The 21381-nt window shown below is 60.9% G+C and carries 19 protein-coding genes; 5 read left to right on the top strand and 14 right to left on the bottom strand.

Annotation, left to right across the window (positions count from 1 at the left end; all coding sequences use genetic code 11):
• Window positions 1–162 precede the first annotated feature (162 nt).
• Entirely contained in the window at window positions 163–825 is a 663-nt protein-coding gene (locus ACP7E4_RS01620) for an NADPH-dependent F420 reductase (protein ID WP_426111039.1), read from the bottom strand.
• 133 nt (window positions 826–958) lie between these two features.
• A complete protein-coding gene (locus tag ACP7E4_RS01615; protein WP_426111037.1) occupies window positions 959–1813 on the bottom strand; it encodes an AraC family transcriptional regulator in 855 nt (284 codons plus the stop codon).
• Between the two features lie 294 nt (window positions 1814–2107).
• On the opposite strand from ACP7E4_RS01615, the gene ACP7E4_RS01610 reads away from it, so the two are divergent.
• Complete coding sequence (locus tag ACP7E4_RS01610; protein ID WP_426111035.1) at window positions 2108–2917, top strand: alpha/beta fold hydrolase; 810 nt, start codon at window positions 2108–2110, stop codon at window positions 2915–2917.
• Here ACP7E4_RS01610 and ACP7E4_RS01605 read toward each other — a convergent pair.
• From ACP7E4_RS01605 to ACP7E4_RS01555, 11 genes are all read right to left on the bottom strand, one after another.
• Window positions 2910–4271, bottom strand: a complete 1362-nt coding sequence (locus ACP7E4_RS01605) for an MFS transporter (RefSeq protein ID WP_426111033.1) — start codon at window positions 4269–4271, stop codon at window positions 2910–2912. The genes ACP7E4_RS01610 and ACP7E4_RS01605 overlap by 8 nt on opposite strands.
• Before the next feature lie 116 nt (window positions 4272–4387).
• Window positions 4388–5191 carry an enoyl-CoA hydratase/isomerase family protein gene (locus ACP7E4_RS01600; protein WP_065832256.1) on the bottom strand — a complete coding sequence of 268 codons (804 nt, stop codon included), beginning with the start codon at window positions 5189–5191 and terminating at the stop codon, window positions 4388–4390.
• A gap of 19 nt (window positions 5192–5210) precedes the next feature.
• A complete protein-coding gene (locus tag ACP7E4_RS01595) occupies window positions 5211–6749 on the bottom strand; it encodes an AMP-binding protein (protein ID WP_426111031.1) in 1539 nt (512 codons plus the stop codon).
• Window positions 6749–7255 carry a (2Fe-2S)-binding protein gene (locus ACP7E4_RS01590; RefSeq protein ID WP_426111029.1) on the bottom strand — a complete coding sequence of 169 codons (507 nt, stop codon included), beginning with the start codon at window positions 7253–7255 and terminating at the stop codon, window positions 6749–6751. Before ACP7E4_RS01590 ends, ACP7E4_RS01595 begins: the two co-directional genes overlap by 1 nt.
• A gap of 2 nt (window positions 7256–7257) precedes the next feature.
• Complete coding sequence (locus tag ACP7E4_RS01585; RefSeq protein WP_426111027.1) at window positions 7258–8064, bottom strand: FAD binding domain-containing protein; 807 nt, start codon at window positions 8062–8064, stop codon at window positions 7258–7260.
• Window positions 8061–11057 (bottom strand): xanthine dehydrogenase family protein molybdopterin-binding subunit, encoded by a 2997-nt coding sequence (locus ACP7E4_RS01580; protein WP_426111025.1) that lies wholly within the window; start codon window positions 11055–11057, stop codon window positions 8061–8063. Before ACP7E4_RS01580 ends, ACP7E4_RS01585 begins: the two co-directional genes overlap by 4 nt.
• 194 nt (window positions 11058–11251) lie before the next feature.
• On the bottom strand, window positions 11252–13309 hold the full coding sequence (locus ACP7E4_RS01575; RefSeq protein WP_426111023.1) for a pyridoxamine 5'-phosphate oxidase family protein: 2058 nt from the start codon (window positions 13307–13309) through the stop codon (window positions 11252–11254).
• Window positions 13310–13361: 52 nt separating this feature from the next.
• Window positions 13362–13991 carry a glutathione S-transferase family protein gene (locus ACP7E4_RS01570; protein ID WP_426111021.1) on the bottom strand — a complete coding sequence of 210 codons (630 nt, stop codon included), beginning with the start codon at window positions 13989–13991 and terminating at the stop codon, window positions 13362–13364.
• A 163-nt stretch (window positions 13992–14154) separates the two neighbouring features.
• Window positions 14155–15057, bottom strand: a complete 903-nt coding sequence (locus ACP7E4_RS01565) for a LysR family transcriptional regulator (protein WP_426111019.1) — start codon at window positions 15055–15057, stop codon at window positions 14155–14157.
• 3 nt (window positions 15058–15060) lie between these two features.
• A complete protein-coding gene (locus tag ACP7E4_RS01560; protein WP_426111017.1) occupies window positions 15061–15957 on the bottom strand; it encodes a LysR family transcriptional regulator in 897 nt (298 codons plus the stop codon).
• Window positions 15958–16083: 126 nt separating this feature from the next.
• Window positions 16084–16989, bottom strand: a complete 906-nt coding sequence (locus ACP7E4_RS01555; RefSeq protein WP_426111015.1) for a LysR family transcriptional regulator — start codon at window positions 16987–16989, stop codon at window positions 16084–16086.
• Between the two features lie 87 nt (window positions 16990–17076).
• Between ACP7E4_RS01555 and ACP7E4_RS01550 the strand changes: the two genes are divergently transcribed.
• The 3 genes from ACP7E4_RS01550 to ACP7E4_RS01540 are packed head-to-tail and all read left to right on the top strand — an operon-like array spanning window position 17077 to window position 19330.
• On the top strand, window positions 17077–18210 hold the full coding sequence (locus tag ACP7E4_RS01550; protein WP_426111013.1) for an alanine racemase: 1134 nt from the start codon (window positions 17077–17079) through the stop codon (window positions 18208–18210).
• Between the two features lie 42 nt (window positions 18211–18252).
• A complete protein-coding gene (locus tag ACP7E4_RS01545; protein WP_426111011.1) occupies window positions 18253–18627 on the top strand; it encodes a RidA family protein in 375 nt (124 codons plus the stop codon).
• Window positions 18628–18649: 22 nt separating this feature from the next.
• Window positions 18650–19330: an HAD family hydrolase gene (locus ACP7E4_RS01540; protein ID WP_426111009.1), complete on the top strand. Its 681-nt coding sequence runs from the start codon at window positions 18650–18652 to the stop codon at window positions 19328–19330.
• A 1-nt stretch (window position 19331) separates the two neighbouring features.
• Here ACP7E4_RS01540 and ACP7E4_RS01535 read toward each other — a convergent pair whose 3' ends face one another.
• Window positions 19332–19964: a TetR family transcriptional regulator gene (locus ACP7E4_RS01535; protein WP_426111007.1), complete on the bottom strand. Its 633-nt coding sequence runs from the start codon at window positions 19962–19964 to the stop codon at window positions 19332–19334.
• Between the two features lie 212 nt (window positions 19965–20176).
• Here ACP7E4_RS01535 and ACP7E4_RS01530 point away from each other — a divergent pair, with 212 nt between their 5' ends.
• Window positions 20177–21313: an arabinose transporter gene (locus ACP7E4_RS01530; protein ID WP_426111005.1), complete on the top strand. Its 1137-nt coding sequence runs from the start codon at window positions 20177–20179 to the stop codon at window positions 21311–21313.
• Window positions 21314–21381: the final 68 nt, after the last annotated feature.

Below are 21381 nucleotides of genomic sequence, written 5' to 3'. Positions count from 1 at the left end.
AAGCCTGATCTGACGAAGGTTTGGCAGCCCGGATGTGAACGCTGTTGCGCCGTTTTCTCGTAGCGCCGCGCTCATCGCCACAGCGCGGAACAAAACACGAACCTGGCGATCACTTCTGCCGATGCCAGGTGGTGCTCTCTTGATCCCGTCGAGTTCCGATCTTCAGTGACGCCACGATCCGTGGGGCAGTTCAACCTGCCGCTGGGCCGCAGCCAGGGCAACCTTCAGGCCCTCCTTATTCAGCGCTATGCAATAGGCGGGTTTGGCGCGTTCGAATCGCCAGCTTTCATCCAGGCTACCGGCGTCTACCGCGTCGAATCCAATGTCGTCGAGCAAGGTGATCACCAGCGCTTTTGCCGCCGGATCATCTGCCGCTACTGGCAGTGCGCGTCGGTCTGGCGTTGCTTTCGGGCGTGAGTGCTGTAGCAGGTCATCCGCGAGGATCGCATTGAACACCTTGACCACGCGAGAGTGGTGCAGATGCTCGGCAAACAGGCGGCTGGTGGTGGTTTCGAAGCGGTCCAGAGTGGCGATGTGACCGTCGCGGTCCGGGTAGTAGTTGTTGGCATCCAGGACGATTTTGTCCTTTAGCCGGTCGGCTGGAATGCTTCGGTATTGCTCAAAGGGAATGGCCACGAGTACAACTTCGCCAAAATTTGCCGTGTCCTCGATAGTGCCCGCCTGACTGCCAGGGATGTCACCGACCACGCTGCTCAGCGTCTGTGGCCCACGGGAGTTGCTGAGCATCGCCTCGTGTCCTGCCGCGATAACCAATTGCGCCACTGCACGCCCGATGAAGCCTGCTCCAATAATTCCAATACGCATGTCGTTGCTCCGCTGTGGGTAGGGAGAAACCATGATGATTGCCCACCTTGCAGGGATAAATACTCCCCGGGTACTGAGTCTCACTAACAGGAGTGGTGAATGCTGGAACGCGCATCGTAACGGGCTGGGCAGATCAACTGCTGGCGTAGCTGTCTACTACACGCTGGTACTGGCTCGGTGAGGCGCCGATGTGCTGGCGAAAGAAGCGGGTGAAATGGCCCTGCTCAGAGAACCCGAGACTGTCCGACAGCAGCCCGAGGGTGCCGCTGCGCTCGCGCTCCAGCCAGGTGAACGCGCGGCGCATGCGGGCGTCGTTGACCATAAGGGTCGGCGTCATGCCGGTGTCTTTCTTGAACAGTGCGAAGAAGTGCGCTCTGGACAATCCACTGGCCCGCGCCGCATTGTCGATCAGGTCGGGTTCTTCAAGATGTTCCAGCAAGTAGGCCGTGCCACGGCGAATGCGTGCATCGCGAAACTCGCCATGGCTCGGGGCACCCTGGCGCCATAGTTGCCGCCACTGGGAAAAGTCTTCGATCAACTGGATCAGGAAATCGAACAGCAGGAACTCGATGCGTTCCTTGGGCACCAACCCGTAGCCGTGCATCTCGGCAATCAGGATATCGGCCAGCTTGCGGATCTGCAGCGACAGGTCAATGCACGGATGCGGGAAGAAGTCCGGGCGTGCGCTCAGCGCCAGCGACTGCTGGGCGGTGGCCAGCCACGCCGGTTCGATGTACAGCGCCAGAATCAACGTATTGCCGGCCCCGGGCTGCGGGTCATAGAAATGTGGTTCCCAGGCATTGACCAGCACTGCGCTGCGATCCGCTAATGGGACTCGGCGTCCATTGACATTGAAGTAGGTGTCCTCCCCGGAAACCTTGAGCAGCACGTGGCATTCGGAATGGGTGTGAGTCACCAAGGCCCGGTCCATGTTGAGCAACGCGACACGGCCAAACTTTCCGTGAAACACTCGTTGGGCAATCGACATTGGGTAACTCCCTCGCTCGCTTGAAGCGGCTGTTATTGTGCGGCTGCCCCGAAGGAGTAGGGCAGTCGTTGTTCTGTCTGGCACGACGTTGTTTTGCGCGCTGTATCATCGCAGATCAACAGCCCGGCCGAGGGTTCAATATCCCGTAGACCAAGTCTCGCGTCCAGACAGATTTGGTGGGCAGGGCGATCTTCCGCTCAATGACCTGCACATCCATATGGTGCATGCCGGTTCACCTGATCCAAAGCGACTGGGGTAATCTTCAGGTCTTGTTTGTTTAGCGTCAGTCCCCTTATGACTTGTAAATCCATTGCGAATACTGGGCGCCTCGCACTCGGCGAGATCGACCTTGAATACCGACACCTTCCGGGAACCCTCGCCGGACGACCGACCCTGGTGCTGCTGCACGAAGGCCTGGGTTGCGCCGCTCAGTGGCGTGACTTCCCGGAACGGTTGCGCAGCACCACGGGTTGCGGCGTGCTGGTCTACAGTCGCCAGGGTTACGGTCGCTCCAGTCCGGTGACGCTGCCTCGCGGCCTTGACTATCTGGGGCATGACGGTCCGGCGGAACTGGCCCGTCTGCTGGATGAACTGGCGCTGCATGATGTGGTTTTGCTGGGCCACAGCGACGGGGCGTCCATTGTGTTGTTTTACGCCGCGCGCAATGATCCCCGCGTGCGGGGCAGCATCGCCCTGGCGCCCCACGTGCTGGTTGAAGCGCAAACCCTCGCGGGCGTGCGCCAGACGACGGAGTTGTGGCATACAGGTCCACTGCGGGAGCAACTGACGCGTCACCATGGTGATAACGCAACCGGTGCATTCCATGGCTGGAGCGACAGTTGGCTGCACACGGATTTCAGTCTTGCTCCGCTGGTGGTGCGGCTCAAGGACGTTAAACGGCCCTTGCTGGTTATCCAGGGCCGTGACGATCAATACGCCACGGCCGAGCAGTTGGCGGTCATCGAACGTCATGTGGGTGCATTGTGTCGCTGTGTCCTGCTGGACGATTGCCAGCACTTTCCCCAACGTGAGGCCACTGAGCAGACCTTGCAGCTGATCAGCGACTTCGTTCTGGCGTTGCCGGATTCGCCAGCCATCAATTAAAGTTGCCCTTGGTTTCCGGCACCACCAGGCTGCCGACCAGATAGATCAGCGACAGCACCACGGCGAAAATTGCCAGCACCTGCGGGATCTGCGCCGGGCTGCTGCTGGCCAGGGAAACGAAGGTCGGCATGGTCCCTCCCAGGGCGAAGCCGATATTCCAGGACAGCCCGGTGCCGCTGGCGCGCAGCTCGGTGGCGAAACGTTCGTTGAGGAAGATCAGGATCGGCGCAATGATCGCCCCACCCATGAAAGCGATACCCGAGCAATACAGCGCGGTTCGCAGCAGCGAGCCGGGTTCGGCGACGTGAAGAAACATCAGCGGCAGGCTGACCAGATTAAGCACGCCCAGGACAATGAAGGTCTTTTTACGCCCGATCAGGTCGCTGACATAGCCGAACACGAGTGAGCCGACGATGGTGGCCAGCGAGCCGTACATCAACAGCTGTGACGTCTGCGTGTGCGGCACTTTGGCGACCACATTGAGCAGCGTCGGCAGATAACCGCAGGCCAGGTAATAGGTGGCGCCGCCACCGAAGGTGATCAGCAGATTGATCAGCATCACCTTGCGGTATTCCATGCCGAACAGGCGCTTGAGCGGCGACTGCGCCGGTTTCGCCGGGGTGTTCTTGCGGGTTTCCTGCAGTTGGCGCCATACCGGCGTCTCTTCCAGGAAGCGAAACATCAGCAGGCCGAAGACGGTGCTGATCAGCCCGCAGAAAAACATGCAGCGCCAGCCCCACACATCGAACTCGGCGCCGGGAAAAACTTCGGAAAGCACCAGGTAGGCGAACGATGCCAGCAACGAACCCATGCCGGCCCCGGCCCCGCCGATCAGGCCGGACATCAGGCCCCGGTAGCGCGGCGAGATGGATTCGGTGCCAATGGTGTGAGTCGAGGCCACGATGCCACCGACGAAAATCCCCTGGACGATTCGCAGGATCAGAAACAGCACCGGCGCAATGACGCCCACCTGGGCCAGGGTTGGTAGCACGCCGAACAGCGCCGTGGAAATTCCGACGCCCACCATCGACACCATCAGCGCACGCTTGCGTCCGTGCTTGTCTGCATAGGCACCGAAGATCGCCGAGCCCAGTGGACGCACCAGCAGCGCCACGGCAAACGATGCGTAGACGGCGGCCAGAGAAAGGGTGGGCGTGTCCGACGGGAAAAACAGTCGGCCAATGATGGGCGCCACGTACAGCAGGATGAACAGGTCAAACAGGTCCAGCGCCCAGCCGAAGGTCGAAGCGAAGCCGGCCAGCAAAGCCTTGCGGGCCGGCAGATAACCCGCGGCGGCCGCGTCCGGCGGCGCGCCGGTTGAATGCGTCGTGGTGCTGGTGTCGATTGTTGCCATGACAGTGACTCCGATTTTTATAGTTATCAGGGAGAAACAGACTCAAACATGCACTGGCGAAACGAGGGTGGTGCAGGAGCTTCGCTGCTGCACCGGCATCGCTTGCGCAGGATCTGTCATTCGCCTTTGAACACGGCTGCTCGCTTGCCATGAAATGCCTCGACGCCTTCCTTGAAATCCTGGGAGCTGCGCAGGCGACTGTAGCAATGGCCTTCCATCTCAATGGCCACGGTCAGCGGCGAGTTCTCGTTGTCATTGATCAGGCGCTTGGCGGTGCGCTGGGCCAGGGGCGAGAAGCGGCACAACTCTTCTACCAGCGCGTCGACCGTGTTTTCCAGCTCGTTGTCCGGCACACATTCGGTGGCGATACCCCAGTTATAGGCCTGCTGCCCGCTGATGCGCTTGGCACGCATGACCATGTGCTTGGTGCGGGTGATACCAATCATTTTCTGCAGGCGGGCAGAGCCACCCGAGCCGGGAATCTGTCCCAGGTTCTGTTCTGGCAATGCGTAGCGCGTGGTCTCCGAGGCGACGCGGAAATCACAGGCCAGGGACAGCTCGAAACCCACGCCAAAGGTGTAGCCGCGATTGGCGACAATCACCGGTTTCTCGCAGCGGGCAGGCGCGGCCACGTTCCAGGCCAGCTTGGAGACATGCTCCGGCGAGGCCTCAAGGAAGCCTTTGATGTCTCCGCCGCTGGAAAAGTGCTCGCCCTCCGCGCGCAGCACGATAACCCGGACGCCCGGATGTTCGTCGAGCGCCTCGAACACCTGGCGCAGCACATCGCGCTGGGGCATGGCGATCACGTTCAGCGGTGGGCGGTTAAGAATGATGTCGGCGCGCTGCCGGGCCGTGTCGACCACGACCTGGAAACCATCGAATTCGGTGTCGAGAAATTGCTGGATCGATTGCAGTTGCATGTGAATGTCCTCCTGGGGATTAGCACGCAGTCTTCAAGGTTTTTGCCTGATGCTCTTCGAGCAGCACGCGACGCAACACCTTGCCAACCGGCGATTTGGGGATTTGATCGATGAACTGGTAATGACGCGGACGCTTGAATTTGGCCAGCCCCGAGGCGATGCAGTGCGCATCGAGTTCGGCCTGGCTGACGTCGCAGCGCAGCTTGATGAAAGCGGCGATGATCTTGCCCCACTGCTCGTCCGGCAGGCCGACCACCACCACTTCTTCAACGGCAGGGTGCAGCGATAGCAGGCTTTCGATTTCCACCGGGCTGATATTTTCGCCGCCGGTGATGATCAGGTCGTCTACCCGGCCAGTTACGAAAAGGTCACCGTCTGCATCGAAGTAGCCGGTATCGCCGGTGAAGTACCAGCCATCATGCAGTGCCTTGGCCGTGGCCTCCGGGCGATTCAGGTAGCCTTCGAACGCTTCGTCGCTGGCCAGGTCGGCAATGATCTGGCCTTCCTCACCCTGGCGGGTCGCGATGCCTGGATCAGTGGTATCCATCGGCACGATGCGGATGCGCTGATTGAGCGCACCCCGACCGGAAGAGCCCGGTTTGTGATGGGCGTGCTGATCGATGGTGAAGGTATAGATTTCCGAGCAGCCGTAATGATTGACGAACAACTCCGGCTCGAACGCCTGCTCGACACGCTTCATCAAGCCGTCGCTCATGGGCGCACCGGCAAAGCCGATTTTTTTCACGCTGGCGACCCGGTCCTTGTGAAAGCCCGGATGCTCGATGAGCATGTGATACAGGGTCGGCACCAGATACAGGTTGCTGACCTGCTGCTGCTCGATGGCTTGCAGGGTCGCCTCCACATCGAAGCGCGGCACACAGACGAAATGTCCGTCGATCAAGGCCATGGACAGCAGTGAGCGCACGCCCATGGTGTGATACAGCGGCATCACACCCAGCGTGCATTCGTCATGCCGGTACAGATTCTGCGCGACATGGGCCACGGCAGCGGCGCGCTCGGCACGGTGGCGGCGGGGTACGCCCTTGGGCTTGCTGGTGGTGCCGGAGGTATACAGCAGCAGGGAAAAATCCTCGGCCGTGGCGCGCAGAATGGTGGATGCAGGGGCTTCGGCACACAGCTCTTCGAAGCTCAGGTCATCCGCTGCCACACGCTCGCCACTGGCAATACGCGGCAGGGCGCTGGCGCTGGGACAGGCGGCCAGCGCGTCAGCGGTGGCGTCGTCATAAGCGATGGCCTTGACCTGCGCATCGGCGATGCAATAGGCCAGTTCTTCGCCGGTAGAGCGCCAGTTCAGCGGAGTCACGACGATCCCGGCGAATTGGCAAGCCCAGTGCAAGGTCGCCATCTGCCAGCGGTTTTGCATAGCCACCAGCATCCGGTCGCCACGTCTCAGGCCCAGGCGTTCGAGGCCGTGGGCAGCACGTTGAATATCGATGAACCACTGCTGGTAGGTTTTTTTCAGGGCTGCATCGCTGACCGCCACCGCATCGGGACGGCGTTCGACGGCAGCGAGGAAGCTGCGTCCGAGATCGAACATTATTGTTTTACCTCCTGGTTCGTTTGACGTTGTGATGCCACTTCAAGAACAGCCCGGACCATGCCGGTGTAGCCGGTGCAACGGCACAGATGGCCGGAGAGCATGTCGCGAACCTGGGTTTCGTCGGGGGCGGGCACCCGTTCGAGGAAGTCCACGCAGGACATGAGAATGCCTGCCGTGCAAAAGCCGCATTGCAGGGCGTGATGACGACGGAATGCCTGCTGCAGATCGCTGAGCACATCGTCCTCGGCCAGCGATTCCACAGTATCAATGCGCCGCTCATGGCTCTGCACCGCCAGCATCAGGCATGAGCGCATGGCCACGCCGTCCACCAGCACCGTGCAGGCGCCGCAGACACCATGTTCACAGCCGACGTGCACGCCGGTGGCGCCCAGATCGTGGCGCAGGAAATCACACAGCTGGGTGCGCGGTTCGGTGCTTGCCTGACGGTCGCGGCCATTGAGTTTCAGGTGGACGAGAAAGGCTTGGTCGGCATTGACGCGCATGATCAGACTCCTTCAATGAGGCGCTGCCCCAGTTCGCGGACCAGTTGGCGGCGATAAGCGGCGCTGGCGTGTACATCGTCCTGAGCGTCCAGCGACCAGGCCACTTCGTTCAATGCATCCTTGAGGGTGGCGCCACGGGCCAGGCGCCGATGCTGCGGCCGGTCGCTGACGCCGCCGATGCCGAACTCCACCTGTTCTTCACCTATCGCCGCCGCGAGGGCGACCATGGCGAAGTCACCGTGGCGCATGGCGATCTCCTGAAAACGGTAGGTAATGCCTTCGCGCTTGAGCGGGAACCGCACCTCCACCACCAGCTCGTCGGCACGTTTGTCGGTGGTCAGGATTCCCTGGAAGAACTCGCTGGCCTTGACGCTGCGCTGACCTTTTTTCGATTGCAGAACGATTTCCCCGCCCAGGGTCACCAGGCACAGCGGCAATTCGGCACTGGGGTCGGCGTGGGCGACTGAACCACAGACGGTGCCGCGATTGCGGGTCTGGAAATGCCCGATCCACGGCATGGCCAGGGCCAGAAGCGGCACTTCATCGGTCAATGACGGGCGCTCCAGCAATTGCGCCTGACGCACCGCCGCACCCACCGCCAGGCAATCCTGGCGCCGCTCGATGAAGTTCAGGTCTGGCACGTGGTTGATGTCGATCAGCAGTTTTGGCTGGGCCAGGCGCATGTTCAGCACCGCCATCAGCGACTGGCCGCCGGCAATGATCCGGGCCTCGTGGCCATATTCGGCGAGCAGGTCGAGCACCTCACGACGGCTGCTGGCACGTACGTAATCGAACGAGGCCGGTTTCATTGCGCACCTCCCTTGCCCAGCAGCGCGGCAACGGTGGTCTTCAGGCGTGACCACCAGTTGTCGCTGATTGCCTGGCCGGTGACTCGCTGGGAAAGACGCGTGAATATCTGGCCGATGATGACTTTCGAAGCGCCTTGCAGCATGCGTCCACCTACTGCCGCGACCTTGCCGCTGACCGAAACCTGATAGTGGTATTCAAGGCGCGTATGGCCGTTTTCCAATTCGACGAAACGCACTCGGGCGTGGCCGATGGCCGATCCCATCGAGCTGTTGCCCGAGCCGGACAAGCGCAGGGAGTGCGGCGGTTGCAGATCGCTGAGGGCTACCTTGGCCTCGAAACGCGCCCGAATCATCCCGACGCCCACGGTGACATCCGCGCTGTAACGGTTTTCGCCTTCCAGTTCCAGTGCATGGCAGCCGGGAATGATCGCCTTGAGGGTTTGCGGATCCAGCAGGGTGTCGAATACCTGTTGCGGTGTGGCCGGGATCACCACCGAATCGCTGGCGCGCAGGGCCGAGCCACCAGCAGGTTCAGCCGGGAAACTGTCGTCCTGTTCCATGCCTGCGGGGCGGGGCGGCTCGTCGATGCCGATCAGGGTGCGCACCCGTGACGGTGTCAGTGGCAGGCGGATGTCATCGCGACCCAGCGCATCGGCCACGGCATTGGCGATGCACACTGGCGTGCTCATGTTGTTGCCTTCGCCGACGCCCTTGGCCCCGAGCGGGGTGAAAGGCGAGGGCGTTTCCATGTGCAGGATCAGCGGCTCGATGACTTCCGGTGCGGTAGGCACCAGGTAGTCGGCGAAGGTGCCGGACAGGAAACTGCCATCGGCGCCATAGGCGAATTCTTCCATCAGCGCGGCGCCGAGTCCCTGGGTGAAACCGCCACGGATCTGGCCGTCCACCAGGTCCGGGTTGAGCATGCGTCCGGCGTCGTGACTGGTGACGTAGCGGTCGATATGGATGGCGCCGGTGACCGGATCAATTTCCAGGGCACAAATATCGAAGACAAAGCCGTAGCACAGCGAGCTGTTGACCAGGTCCGCGTCATCGGGCGCGGTCAACTGCGGCGGCGACCAAAATGCTGTCTCGCGCATACCGCCGGACTCGCCCTCGGGCAGTAAACCCGGAGCCCAGTGCGCTGCACCGGCGATCCGGTGGAAGGGCGCGGATGGACCGTCCACCACGAAAACCTTGCCCCCGGCAAAGCGCACGTCCTGAGCATCGACCTTGAGCTGCACGGCGGCCAGCCTGGCCAGACGATCACGAACCTTGATTGCTGCCTGATAGACCACGCCGGCTACGGCCCCGGCAAAACGACTGGAGTAGTTGCCCGAGGCAATCGACCAGGCGTCTTTCTGGGTGTCGAGCTCGACGTTGACGATAATCGATTCCAGGCTCACGCCCAGCACTTCGGCCACCACTTGCGCGACGGCGGTCTGATGGCCCTGGCCCTGAGGCGTGGAGGACACATGCACCGTCACGTCACCCAACGGCCCGACGGTGATGGTGGCGGTACTTACCGCGCCGTTTTTCGGACCGGCCTTGCGGCGCTCTTCAACGGTCATGGCGGTGGTGATATAGCCCATGTTGGAAATCGACGGTTCGACCACGGCGGCATAGCCGATGCCGTAGATCCTGCCTTCGGCGCGCGCCTTGTCGCGGCGCTGGATCAGTTCGGCCAGACCGCCCTCGTTGACTGCAAGGGCAATGCCCGCCTGGTAATCGCCGGAGTCCAGCAAAGCGCCGGCTGCGGCGCGGAAGGGGAAGGCGTCGGCTGGCACCAGATTGCGGCGAATCACCGCCAGAGGATCCAGCTTGAGCTGCACGGCGATGTGCTGCATCAGCCGTTCCAGGGCGAAATAGACTTGTGGCCCACCAAAACCACGGTTCAAGCCGGTCGGGGTCTTGTTGGTTAGTACTACCCGGTTGCGGACCAGCAGATTGCGTACGGCGTAGGCCCCGGTGAGGTTGCCGTGCATGCGATAGAACGTGGCCGGTTCCGGGGCGCGCAGGTAGGCGCCGCAGTCATCAATCTGGTCATAGCGCAAGGCGGTCACCCGGCCATCGGCGTCTACCGCCGCTTCGATTTCAGTGACGCGATTGGTGGCCGATGACGCGCCCTGCAAGTGTTCCAGGCGATCCTCGACCCATTTCACCGGCGCGCCGACCTTGCGCGCGGCCAGGCCCATCATCACCACGTAGGGGAAAACACCCTGCTTGATGCCGAAGCTACCGCCGGAGTCCTTGGGGGTGCGCAGGCGCAGACGATTGCCGGGCACGTTCAAGGCGCGGGCCATGACCGTATGCAGCGCGTATGGACCCTGGAAATTGGCCATGACGTCATATACACCGGTGGTGCGCTCAAACTGCGCGAGCACCACATAACATTCGATTGGCGTACAGGAGCTGCGCGGGTACTGAATCTTCAGCGAGATCCGATGGGCTGCGGACTCGAAGGCCTGTTCGGGTTCGCCATAGCGAAAATGACGTTCATTGACGACGTTGCTGCCGACCGCTTCGTGGAGCAACGGCGCCTGCTCATCGGTCGCTGCCTCGGGATCGATGATCGGCGCCAGCGGCTCATATTCAACGCGCACCGCTTCGATGGCGTCTTCGGCCAGATAACGATTCTCGGCAATTACTACGGCAACCGGTTCGCCGACGTACCGCACCTTGTCGACCGCAATGCACCAATGCTCCATGGGTTGCCGCACGCCCACCGGAAACGGCAGCGCCCAGCGCTTGACGTCTGCGCCGACCAGTACGCCATGCACGCCTTTCATGGTCAGGGCCTTGGCGAAATCGATGGCGGTAATACGCGCATGGGCATGGGGCGAACGCACGATTGCCGCATGCAAGGTGCCGGGCGGGATGGCCGCATCGTCGGCAAATCGCCCCAGACCGCGCAGCAGGGCGGCATCTTCGACACGCGCTTGCCGGGCGCCGATATGGCCGGTGTTGGCTTGGGTATCAGGCGAATGACTGTTCATGTACCGGGCTCTTGTTTTTATGCATCGCAGGCATTGAACCTGCGATTGCTTTAGAGCCGAGTGTGAACAATGGGGTCGAACAATGCCTTGCCTTGGCTGACGGAGTTCCGCGCTGGAGTCGGAAAATTTGCCCTGGAGTCTGATAGTCGTCAGTACGGCCTTCGTCAGCGGCTAGGCAAAACGTCATTTCCTCGCTAGAGATCCAGGACCAGAGGCTGGATGCCGCTTTCGCCCTCTGCAGGGACGGCGCAGCAAATCAGCACCATATCGTCTTCCGGCAGTTCTGCCGGTGGCTTGGGATAGTGCACCTGACCGCTGATTCGCCGCGTTCGGCAGGTGCCGCACGATCCGCCGCGACAGCTGAAGTCGGGGTTCAGGCCACGGCTTTCCGCCAGTTCCAGGAGACTGCCGCTTTGCGGGGTCCAGCGCGCTTCCTTGGCGGAGGTTGCGAAGTACACCGGCACCGGCGTGCTGGCGGGTGGCGGCTGAATCAGGATCGGGCGCTGTGCATCGCCGTGGCGTTGTAGCGTCGAGGGCCCAAAGGCTTCGGCATGGATCCGCGAGTCCGGGATATTCAGACTGCGTAAACCGTCGTACATGTCCTGGGTAAAACTGGCCGGGCCGCACAGGTAGAAGTCGTAGTCATCAAGGGGCAGATTGGCCTTGATGTGCTTGAGGGTCAGACGTCCCGGTACCTCGAAGTCCACGCCCGGCTGCGCGTTCTCGCCAGCGTCGCTCAACGCGCGCCACAGGTGCAAGAGGCCTGAGGCACGCTGCTTGAGTTGCTGAATCTCGTTTTGAAAGGGCAGGTCGTGCAGGGTTTTGCCGCCCTGAAACAGATACACGGGCTGACTGCGCTGCTGCTTGTCGATCTGCGCCACCAGCTCCCGAGCCATGGATAACAACGGCGTAATGCCTACGCCGGCTGCGATCAGCACGACGGGCCGCTCGCTGTCGGTCTTCAAGGTGAAACTGCCCAATGGATGACGAATTTCCAGGACGTCGCCCACATTCAGCTGCTCATGCAGGTAGCGCGAGGCAGGGCCCTGGACCTTGACGCTGATGCGCAGCTGGTTATCGGAAGGGGCGCTGGACACGCTGTAGGTCCTGATCAGCACGTCACTGCCATTTGGTTGCAGGCGAACCGGGATGTGTTGTCCAGGCAGGAAGGTCACCGCCGCGCCATCCAGTGCTTCGATATACAGCGAGCGGATGTCCCGGGATTCCTGTTCCACGCGAACCACGCGCCATTGATGCCATTGCCGACGTCGCTCGATGTCCCGCAGGCGTTGGTCGGCATTGGCCCATGTGCCGGTCATCAGGCTGGTGGGGGCAAATTCCTGAAACTGCCAGCGCAGCGAGACCGCCCCCGGACGATGCACGACCTGCTCCACATCGAAGGTCCACAGACGCTCGGCCCCCTCGAAAGCGTTGATCATCGGACTTTCCAGGATCAACTCGGTACGGCCGCTGAGCTGTAGCAGGTCGCCGTTGCTGAAATCGACGAACAGCAACCCGGCGTGGGGATTGAGCTGCAGATTGCCCAGCGTATTGAAGTGCAGGTTGCCGGCGTAATCGGGAATGGTCAGACGGTTGCCCTCTACCTTGATAAATCCCGGCCTCCCGCCACGATGGGAGACGTCCACCGAACGCTGCTGGTCGTCGTGCACCATATAACTGGCGATGAAGAAGGTGTCGGCGGTGTTGATCATCTCGACAGCGCGCAGATCCAGCGAAGCAAGGTCCTGGCGTTGCGGTTTGACGGCCATATCACGGGGAATTCGCGTATAGGCGCGGCGCTGGATGTATTGCGGGCAGTTGCCGAACGCATGCTCGACGGCGATTTCCAGACGCTGCCCGGACGCTTGGGTGATGACCCCATTGATACGATTTCTGCGCCGCGTGTGCAGCTCGATGCCGAGCATGCCGATGGCACTGCCAGCCTGCAGCCCAGGTGCGGCCGGGTCTTGCGGATCTGGCGCAATATCGAGGGTCAAGTGCTTCGGATCGGCGGAGGTGACAAAACCTTCCCGTCCCTCGATCAGGGTCGCCCAGGGACGATGCTCGGCGTCCACAGCGCCCACGATCAGGAAAGGCAACTGGTGGTAGAAATCCCGGTGCTGGTCGGGGAGGTAATCGCGGATGAACTTCTGGCCGGCGGCCTCCATGCGGTCCGACGCGCCGATCTTTTGTTGCAGCGCGCGCTCACCGGCATGCCAGGGTGAACGGCGATGTTTAGGCAGGGTTTCCATGAGCAGGCACTCCTTGTGGCTGCCGGAGCACGCCGGCAGCCATGGTCCGGTTTCAGCCCGCCAGCAGGCCGGCGGCAGTGGACTGCATGGGCACGAACCCCGGAAGCGCTTCGACCCGCGCCAGCCAGGCGCGCAGGTTCGGGTAGTCCTGGAGCGACACATTGCCTTCTGGCGCATGGGCGATGTAGGCGTAGTTGGCGACATCGGCGATGGTTGGCGCATCGCCGGTGAGGAACTTCGCCGTGCCCAGCTCCGCTTCCATCATCTTGAACAACGTATGAGCGCGACTGATGACTTCTTCAGCATTGAGCGACGCACCAAATACGGTAATCAGGCGCGCAGCAGCGGGGCCGAATGCCACCTGGCCCGCAGCCACCGACAGCCAGCGCTGCACCCGTGCCGCTGCGACGGGATCTTCGGGCAGCCAGCGACCGTCGCCGTAAGTTTTTGCCAGATAGACCAGAATCGCGTTGGAGTCGCTGAGCACGGTACCGTTGTCGTCGATTACTGGCACTTGGCCAAAGGGGTTCAGCTTGAGGAATTCGACTTGCTTGTGCGCGCCTTTGGCGAGGTCGACGAACACCAGTTCGGTGGGCAGCTCAAGCAGCGAGAGCAACAGTTCCACACGGTGGGCGTGACCGGAAAGTGGGTGGCGATACAGTTTGATCGCGTGTTGAGGCATGTCGGAAACTCCGTATCCAGTGGGTGGGGCTTGCCGCAGCAAGCCGGTCGGGCGGTGGTGATACGGCATGCTGCGCCAGGATGCGGCAGAGCAGAATCGCCATGACGGGCAATCCATGATTGCAGATTCTGCAACAAAGGCGCCGGGAGCCGCCTGGTGGGTGTCAGGCCTGTAAAGCCGGATGAAGGCGTAGACGCGGCGCCGCAAAGTCGACGAAGGTGCGCACCCGTGCGCTGGCTTTACGCCCTTCACGGTAGACAAGGTGCGCCGGCAGATCGGGCGCCATGAAGGCTTGCAATACGGGTTCAAGTCGCCCGGACTGCAGCTCGTGATGGACCTCGTAGCTCATGCAGCGGATCAGCCCCAGCCCGCAGGCTGCGGCGTAAATCGCCGCCTGCTGAGTCGTGCAGGTAAGGACTTGTGTGGTCCTGGCCGTATACAACGACGTGTCACCGTGCAAACGCCAGTCAGCCCCGTGGCCTGTCGCTGTCGCAAGGATGGTTCGATGCGCGCGCAGATCATCAGCCGTTTCGGGTCGTCCCCATTGGGCAAGGTAGGCGGGCGAACCGCAGATGATCGGCCTGACGGTGCCGATCGATACCGCGAAATTGGATGAGTCGGGAAGATGACCGACCACCAGCGCGACATCGATGCCTTCCTCCAGCAGCTTGGGCATGCTTTCGCGGGCGAGGGTCAGCAGTTGCACGTCGGGGAAGGTATCCAGGTATTCCACTGCCAATGCTGTGAATACCTGGTTGGCCATCAACAAGGGTAACGCCACTGTCAACTTGCCGGTGGGGTGACTATGCAGGCCAGCGGCCGACCGTTCGGCCTCGGCGGTTTCCTCCAGGATAAGCCGGCAACTGGCGGCGAACTGTTCGCCCGCACGGCTCAGGCTTATCCCTCGGGGGCCGCGCAACAACAGTATGGTTCCCAGGCGTGTTTCCAATGCCGTCACGGTGCGCATGATGGTGGCCGACGACAGCGCGAGGCTGCGCGCCGCCGATGCCAGGCTGCCTGCCTGGACCACTGCGGCGAAGACTACCAGCTGCCGGTAGCGGCCCATCAGTTACGGCGTCCCCGATTGCTGCAATGCCGAATCGTCCACAAGCCTGCTGTAACAATGATCGACAAAGGTCCGCACCCTGGCCGAAACCTGCCTGCCGCTCTGGTAAAGGATATGCACCGGCAACGGCGCGGTACCAAAGTCAGCAAGCACAATCTCCAGCTCACCCTTGGCCACGGCTTCCGCTACCTGATAGGAAAGTACGCGGGTAAAGCCCCAACCCATGCGCGCCGCATTGATGGCTGCCTGATTGGAGCTGACCACCAGGCGCGGGTGCGGCGTGAGCACAATGGCCTCATCCGGGCCGCCGAACTGCCAGTGAGTCAGCAAGCTACTGGCCGAGGACATGACAATCTGCGCGCCCTGCATATCCTGCGGGTGGGCAGGGCGGCCGACGCGATCAAGAAATGCGGGGGCGGCACAGATTACCGAGCGAATTTCCCCCACCTTCAGTGCATGGAAGCTTCCGTCGGGGAGCTGTCCGATGCGTATGGCGACATCGACGCCCTCGTCGACCATGCTCACCAGGCGATCCACCAGCAGGGCATTGACCGCGACTTCCGTGTGCGCCGTCAGGTATTGCGCGATCAGCGGAATCAGGAACAGTTCGCCGAACATCACTGGCGCGGTAACCGTCAAGCTACCCCGCGCGCGCAGGCTGCTGCCAGCGGCCAGCTCCTCTGCCTCTTCGAGCTCCAGCAAAATGCGCTTGCAGTCTTCCACATAGCGCTGGCCGGCCTCGGTTAGCCGAAGGGCGCGCGAATTTCGTGCGAGCAGCAGCGTGCCAAGGCGGCTCTCCAGCGCGGCGATGGCGCGCGTCACACTTGACGGCGACATGCCCAGAATTTTGCCGCCACCGCCGAAACTCTTCGCCTCGGTAACGGCCAGCAGCACTTTCATTTCCTGAAACCTGTCCACGGCCATCTCCGCATTAAGCATCAGCAGGAACAGAAGATTAGTTTGTCTGCCTGATGAGTGTGTGCATTTCGCAGCGTTCCAGGGGGTGTGTGGAGCGAGGCCGGCGGCTCATTGGCGCCAAGACGGTTGCGGGAGGAACTGATCCTGGAGAAAACGCAAAAAGTTGCGGGTTCGAGCGGGCAGTCCCTCACGTTGATGGGTCAGCGCCACGACATTGGCATCCGGCAGCTTCCAGCCGGGCAGCAGCCGAATCAGCGTGCCATCCGCCAAAGCATCGGCAACGTCCCATTCCGAACGCATGATGACGCCGTGACCTTCGCACGCCCACTGGCGAATGACACTTCCTTCATTGCAGCTCAAGGCGGGGCGAACGCGCACGCTGATCGTTTTACGCGCCCGAGTGAAATGCCAAAGCGTCACGTCTTCGTTGTTTTCGCGCAGTGCAATGCACGGTAGGCTTGCCAGCTGCTCGGGATGTTCAGGCAGACCGTGTTGTTCGAGAAAGGCAGGTGACGCGCACACGTAGCGGCGATTGGGCGCAATGGAATGGCACACCAGATTGGATGCGTGCAGTTCGCCAATATGGATGACGACATCAAATCGATCTGCCACTTCGACCATTGGCCGTTCAGACAAACTCAACGCAATCTCGACTTCCGGGTGCTGACGTTGAAACGCGGCCACCGCGGGCGCCACATACAGGCGTCCAAAGCCGAATGGCGCGTTGATTTTCAGCTTGCCGACAAAACCACTGCGCCGCTCATGCAAATCCGCCAGCAGGGCATCGAATTGTTCCACCAGTTCTGCCCCTCGCAGGCACAAAAGCTCGCCTTCATCGGTGAAGCGCAGCTGCCGGGCCGACCGATCCAGCAAGCGAATGGACAGTTTCTTTTCCATTTGCTGCAGCCGCTGGGTCACTGCCGAGGGTGTCAATCCCAGCTTGCGTGACGCGGCGAGCAAACTCTCACTTTCCCGGATGACCAACAGAAAGCGAATGTCGAGTGTTTCATTCATTAAATTTCACTGAATATTAGAGTTAGCAACATTAAATTCTAATCTGAATCTGGAGGCTTAGAATAGCGCCATTCCAGGAGACCACCCATGTCAGCACTCAACTCGACTATCGAAACACCAGCCTTGTTGCTGGACCGCGATCGTCTCGACGCCAACATCCAGCGCATGCGCAATAAACTGGCGTCGTTCGATGTGGTATTGCGTCCGCATGTGAAGACCAACAAATCGCTGCAAGTCACCGAGCGCCTGTTTGCCGGTGGGCGTGGGCCGATTACCGTTTCAACCCTGCGCGAGGCGGACTTCTTTTTCGAGGCAGGGTTTACCGACATCCTGTACGGGGTTGGCATTGCGCCCAACAAATTTGCCCATGCTGCCGCGTTGATCAACAAAGGCGCGGCGCTCAAGCTGGTACTCGACAATCTGCAGACCGCCAGGCAACTGGCCGAATTCGCGCAAACCTCGGGGCATGTTTTTGAAGTCTTGCTGGAAATAGACTGCGACGGTCATCGCTCCGGCCTTGCTCCGCAATCACCCTTGCTGATTGAAATCGCCCAGCTGTTGAGCGCCAGCGGCATCAGGGTCAGTGGGGTGATGACTCACGCCGGCAACTCCTACGACAGCCAGTCAATCGCGCAAATCGAGGCCTGCGCCCGGCAGGAGCACGCAGCAATAGTCGAGAGTGGCCAGGTGCTGACCCGCGCAGGTTTCAACCTGTCTATCATCAGCATTGGTTCAACACCCACCGCGCTGTTCGCCGAGGATTTATCCGGGGTAACCGAAGTTCGCGCGGGAGTGTTCGCGTTCTTCGATCTGGTCATGGCCGGCCTGGGTGTGTGTCAGGTGCAGGATATTGCCGTCTCGGTCCTGACGTCTGTCATCGGTTTCCAGGCAGAAAAAGGCTGGATCATCACCGATGCGGGATGGATGGCACTTTCTCGTGATCGGGGCACAGCCAAACAGGCCATCGACCAAGGCTATGGCATCGTGTGCGACACGGCTGGCCAACCCATTGGTGACTTGATCGTCAGCGCAACCAACCAGGAGCACGGCATCATTTCGTCGCGATCTGGCAAGCTCGATTCTTCAAGTTTCCCGCCCTTGGGCACGCTGCTGCGAATCCTGCCGAACCATGCGTGCGCGACCTCGGCGCAGCATGCCGGATACCACGTTCTGAGCGAGGGCGGCAGTCTGGGTTTCTGGCCGCGTATTTGGGGCTGGTGATTCAATTCGAATTCAGAATGTTCATCGGTCAAGGAGGGATAAATGAAGTTGATCACCGCAGCAAAACTGCCTGCGCCAGGCGGGCATTACTCACACGGTGTACAGGCGGGTAAGCTTCTATTCATTTCCGGCCAGCTGCCGTTTCTACCCGGCGTACCGGATTTTCCCGAAGGAATACAAGCCCAGAGCATTCAAGCGATGGCCAATGTAGAAGCGGTACTCCAGGCCGCGGGAGCTTCCTTGAACCATCTGGTCAATGTGCAGATTTATATTGTTGATGTGCAAGACTGGCCGGTCGTCAATTCGACTTACTCGGCGCTGATGGGCGCACATCGACCTGCGCGAGTGATCATCCCCTGTGGACCGCTCCATCACGGGGCCTTGGTGGAAATTTCAGCAGTGGCTGAAATTCAGTGATTTTTGAAGAAGGGCAATCGTTATGAATGCAATTGAAAACAATGTTCAGCAAGCTCCTGTGAAACTGGTCCTGTTCGATTTGCTGACCGCGTTACTGGATTCGTGGACGCTGTGGAATCGCGTCGCGGGCTCCGAGGAAATCGGCCGCACCTGGCGTATGGCGTATTTGAAGGCCACGTATGGCTGTGGAGTCTATCGACCTTATGAAACGCTGGTCGAGGAGGCCGCCATCAGTGTGGGACTGGGTAAGGATGCTGCGGCAAATCTGGAGGCGCGCTGGACCGAGTTGCAGCCGTGGCCTGAAGCCAAACGCGTTCTGGCCGAATTGGCACCGCACTACAAGCTGGGCGTGGTCACCAACTGTTCGGAGAAGTTGGGCCGCATTGCGGCGGATCTTCTGGGCGTGCCGTTCGATGTGATTGTCACTTCTGAACAGGCCGGTTTCTACAAGCCAGATCCAGAACCTTACCGGCTCGCGCTGAAAATCGCCGGTGTAGAGCCCGCTGACGCTGTATTCGTCGCCGGTTCGGCCTACGATCTATTTGGAACGCAGAAAGTCGGTTTGCCAACCATCTGGCATAACCGCATCGGGCTGGATGCTCCCGCAGGTGCGCCTGACCCGGTATTCATGCGCCCGACACTCGATAGCCTGGTTCAGGACATTGCAACCTTGAGCCGACAGCGCTCCGAAGGTCACGACTGACTTAGCGTCGATTAAGCACCGTCACATAGGCGCTGAACATATCGGCCATGGCATCAGCGTAGGCAGTAATCTCGGCGGCACTACGAGGACTTTCCGAGAAGTCCTTTCCCACCGTACTGAAGGTCGTGGAAATCAAATCGCGGGCCAGGGCGCGGGTTGTTTCGGGGACCTCCGGGAGCAATTCAAGCATGAAAGTTTGAAAAATCTGCTCCCCCGTCGCTCGAACCTCATGCGCTTCGGGTGCGTCCCGGTACAGCGGCGCGGCGTCATTCAATGCAACCCGCATCTGCGCTTCTTCGCACTCCGAATGAATAAAGGCGTGCACCAGCGTCCGCAGCCGCTCAAGGGGCGGCTTGCCCATATCACTGAGGATCGCGCAGAGCATTTGCGTGGTTTGCTGCCATTCATCGCTCTGCAGTCGAAACAGAATGGCGGCCTTGTTGGGGAAGTATTGATACACCGACCCGATGCTGACGCCGGCCTTTTCTGCAACGCGGGCCGTGGTGAAACGCGCCGCACCTTCCTTGGCCAAAACCTGAATAGCCGCTTCGAGGATGGTCGCGACCAGCTCGGTTGATCGCGCCTGTTTGGGCTGTTTGCGTGAGGAAATCTGCGAGGTCTGGCGAATGGTCATGGGGCGTTCCTGCCTCGGTGCTAATGCGAATAGCGAATGTGACGAATTGCTCGCATAATTTTAATGCGACGAATTAGTCGCATATTAGCCCGGCGCCTTGCCGGGCTCAACCTTGCAACGGGAAGCGACCATGAACACCCTTACTGCACCCCCTGACCTGCTGACGCATCTTGATCAACCCGACTATTTCACCCTCTGAAAGGACGCTTCCCATGACACAACCAAGCAGCGAGCTTTCTTCGGCTTCTGCGGTATTGGCACCTTCAGTTATCAAGGTGCTGCTCAAGTTGCTGCCCATTGCGGCCGCCGTTTTTGTCAGCTTTCTTATTATCGGTTTGCAGCTGCCGGTGCTGCCGCTGCACCTGCACAACACCTTAGGCATGGACACGCTGGTGGTCGGTCTGGTGATCGGTGCGCAGTTCGCTGCGGCGCTGTTGTCGCGGTCCTGGGCCGGAAACTTTGCCGATATGCGTGGGGCCAAGCGCGCCATGCTCACCGGGATTCTGGTCGCGGCAAGTTCTGGATTGCTCTATCTGGCGTCGCTGGCGTTTGTGGACATGCCGGTGATTTCGGTGTGGGTTTTGCTCGCAGGGCGCGTGGTACTGGCGCTGGGCGAAAGCCTGATTGTGACCGGCTCCATGGGCTGGGGCGTCGGGTTGGTGGGGCCGCAGAACGCTGGCAAGGTCATGGCCTGGATTGGCATCGCGATGTACGCCGCTTTTGCGCTGGGAGCGCCCCTCGGAGTAGTGGTCAATGCCCAATGGGGGTTTAGCGGGATTGCAGTGGCCACGATAGTGATTCCCCTGCTGGCGTTTGCCATCGTGGCGGGGGCACAAGGCGTTGCGCCAACCAGCCAGCGGCGAACCTCGTTTTTCAGGGTATTGAGCGCGGTTTGGGTGCCCGGCCTGGGGCTGGCGTTTTCCAGCGTCGGGTTTGGCGTGATTACCGCTTTCATTGCGTTGCTGTTCGCCTCCAAAGACTGGGGCAATGCATCGTTGGCGTTCACTGCCTTTGGCCTGGCGTTTATCGGCGCGCGCATTTTCTTCGGGCACCTGCCAGACAGGATCGGTGGCGCCAGGGTGGCGCTGATCTGCGTGATCATTGAAGCGGCGGGCCAGTTGCTGATCTGGGGAGCGGGTTCCCCCTTTATGGCTTATCTGGGAGCGGCATTGACCGGCTTCGGGTATTCACTGGCGTTTCCCGGTTTTGGGGTCGAGGCGATAAAACGTGCACCACCGCAGTCGCGCAGTCTGGCAATGGGCGCGTACGTTGCCTTCCTGGATATCTCGCTGGGGATCAGCATTCCGCTGGCTGGCGTCTTGGCGTCTTGGCGGCTGTGGCAGGGGTAGCTTCGGTGTATCTCGCGGGAGCGGCGACGGTTGCCCTGTCGGTGATCGTGGCGTTGGTACTGCTTTTC

The sequence above is a fragment of the Pseudomonas sp. DSP3-2-3 genome (assembly GCF_049898225.1).
Lineage (GTDB): Bacteria > Pseudomonadota > Gammaproteobacteria > Pseudomonadales > Pseudomonadaceae > Aquipseudomonas.
The sequence above is the reverse complement of the archived record's forward strand: the minus strand, read 5'-3'. Positions and strand labels throughout refer to the sequence as shown.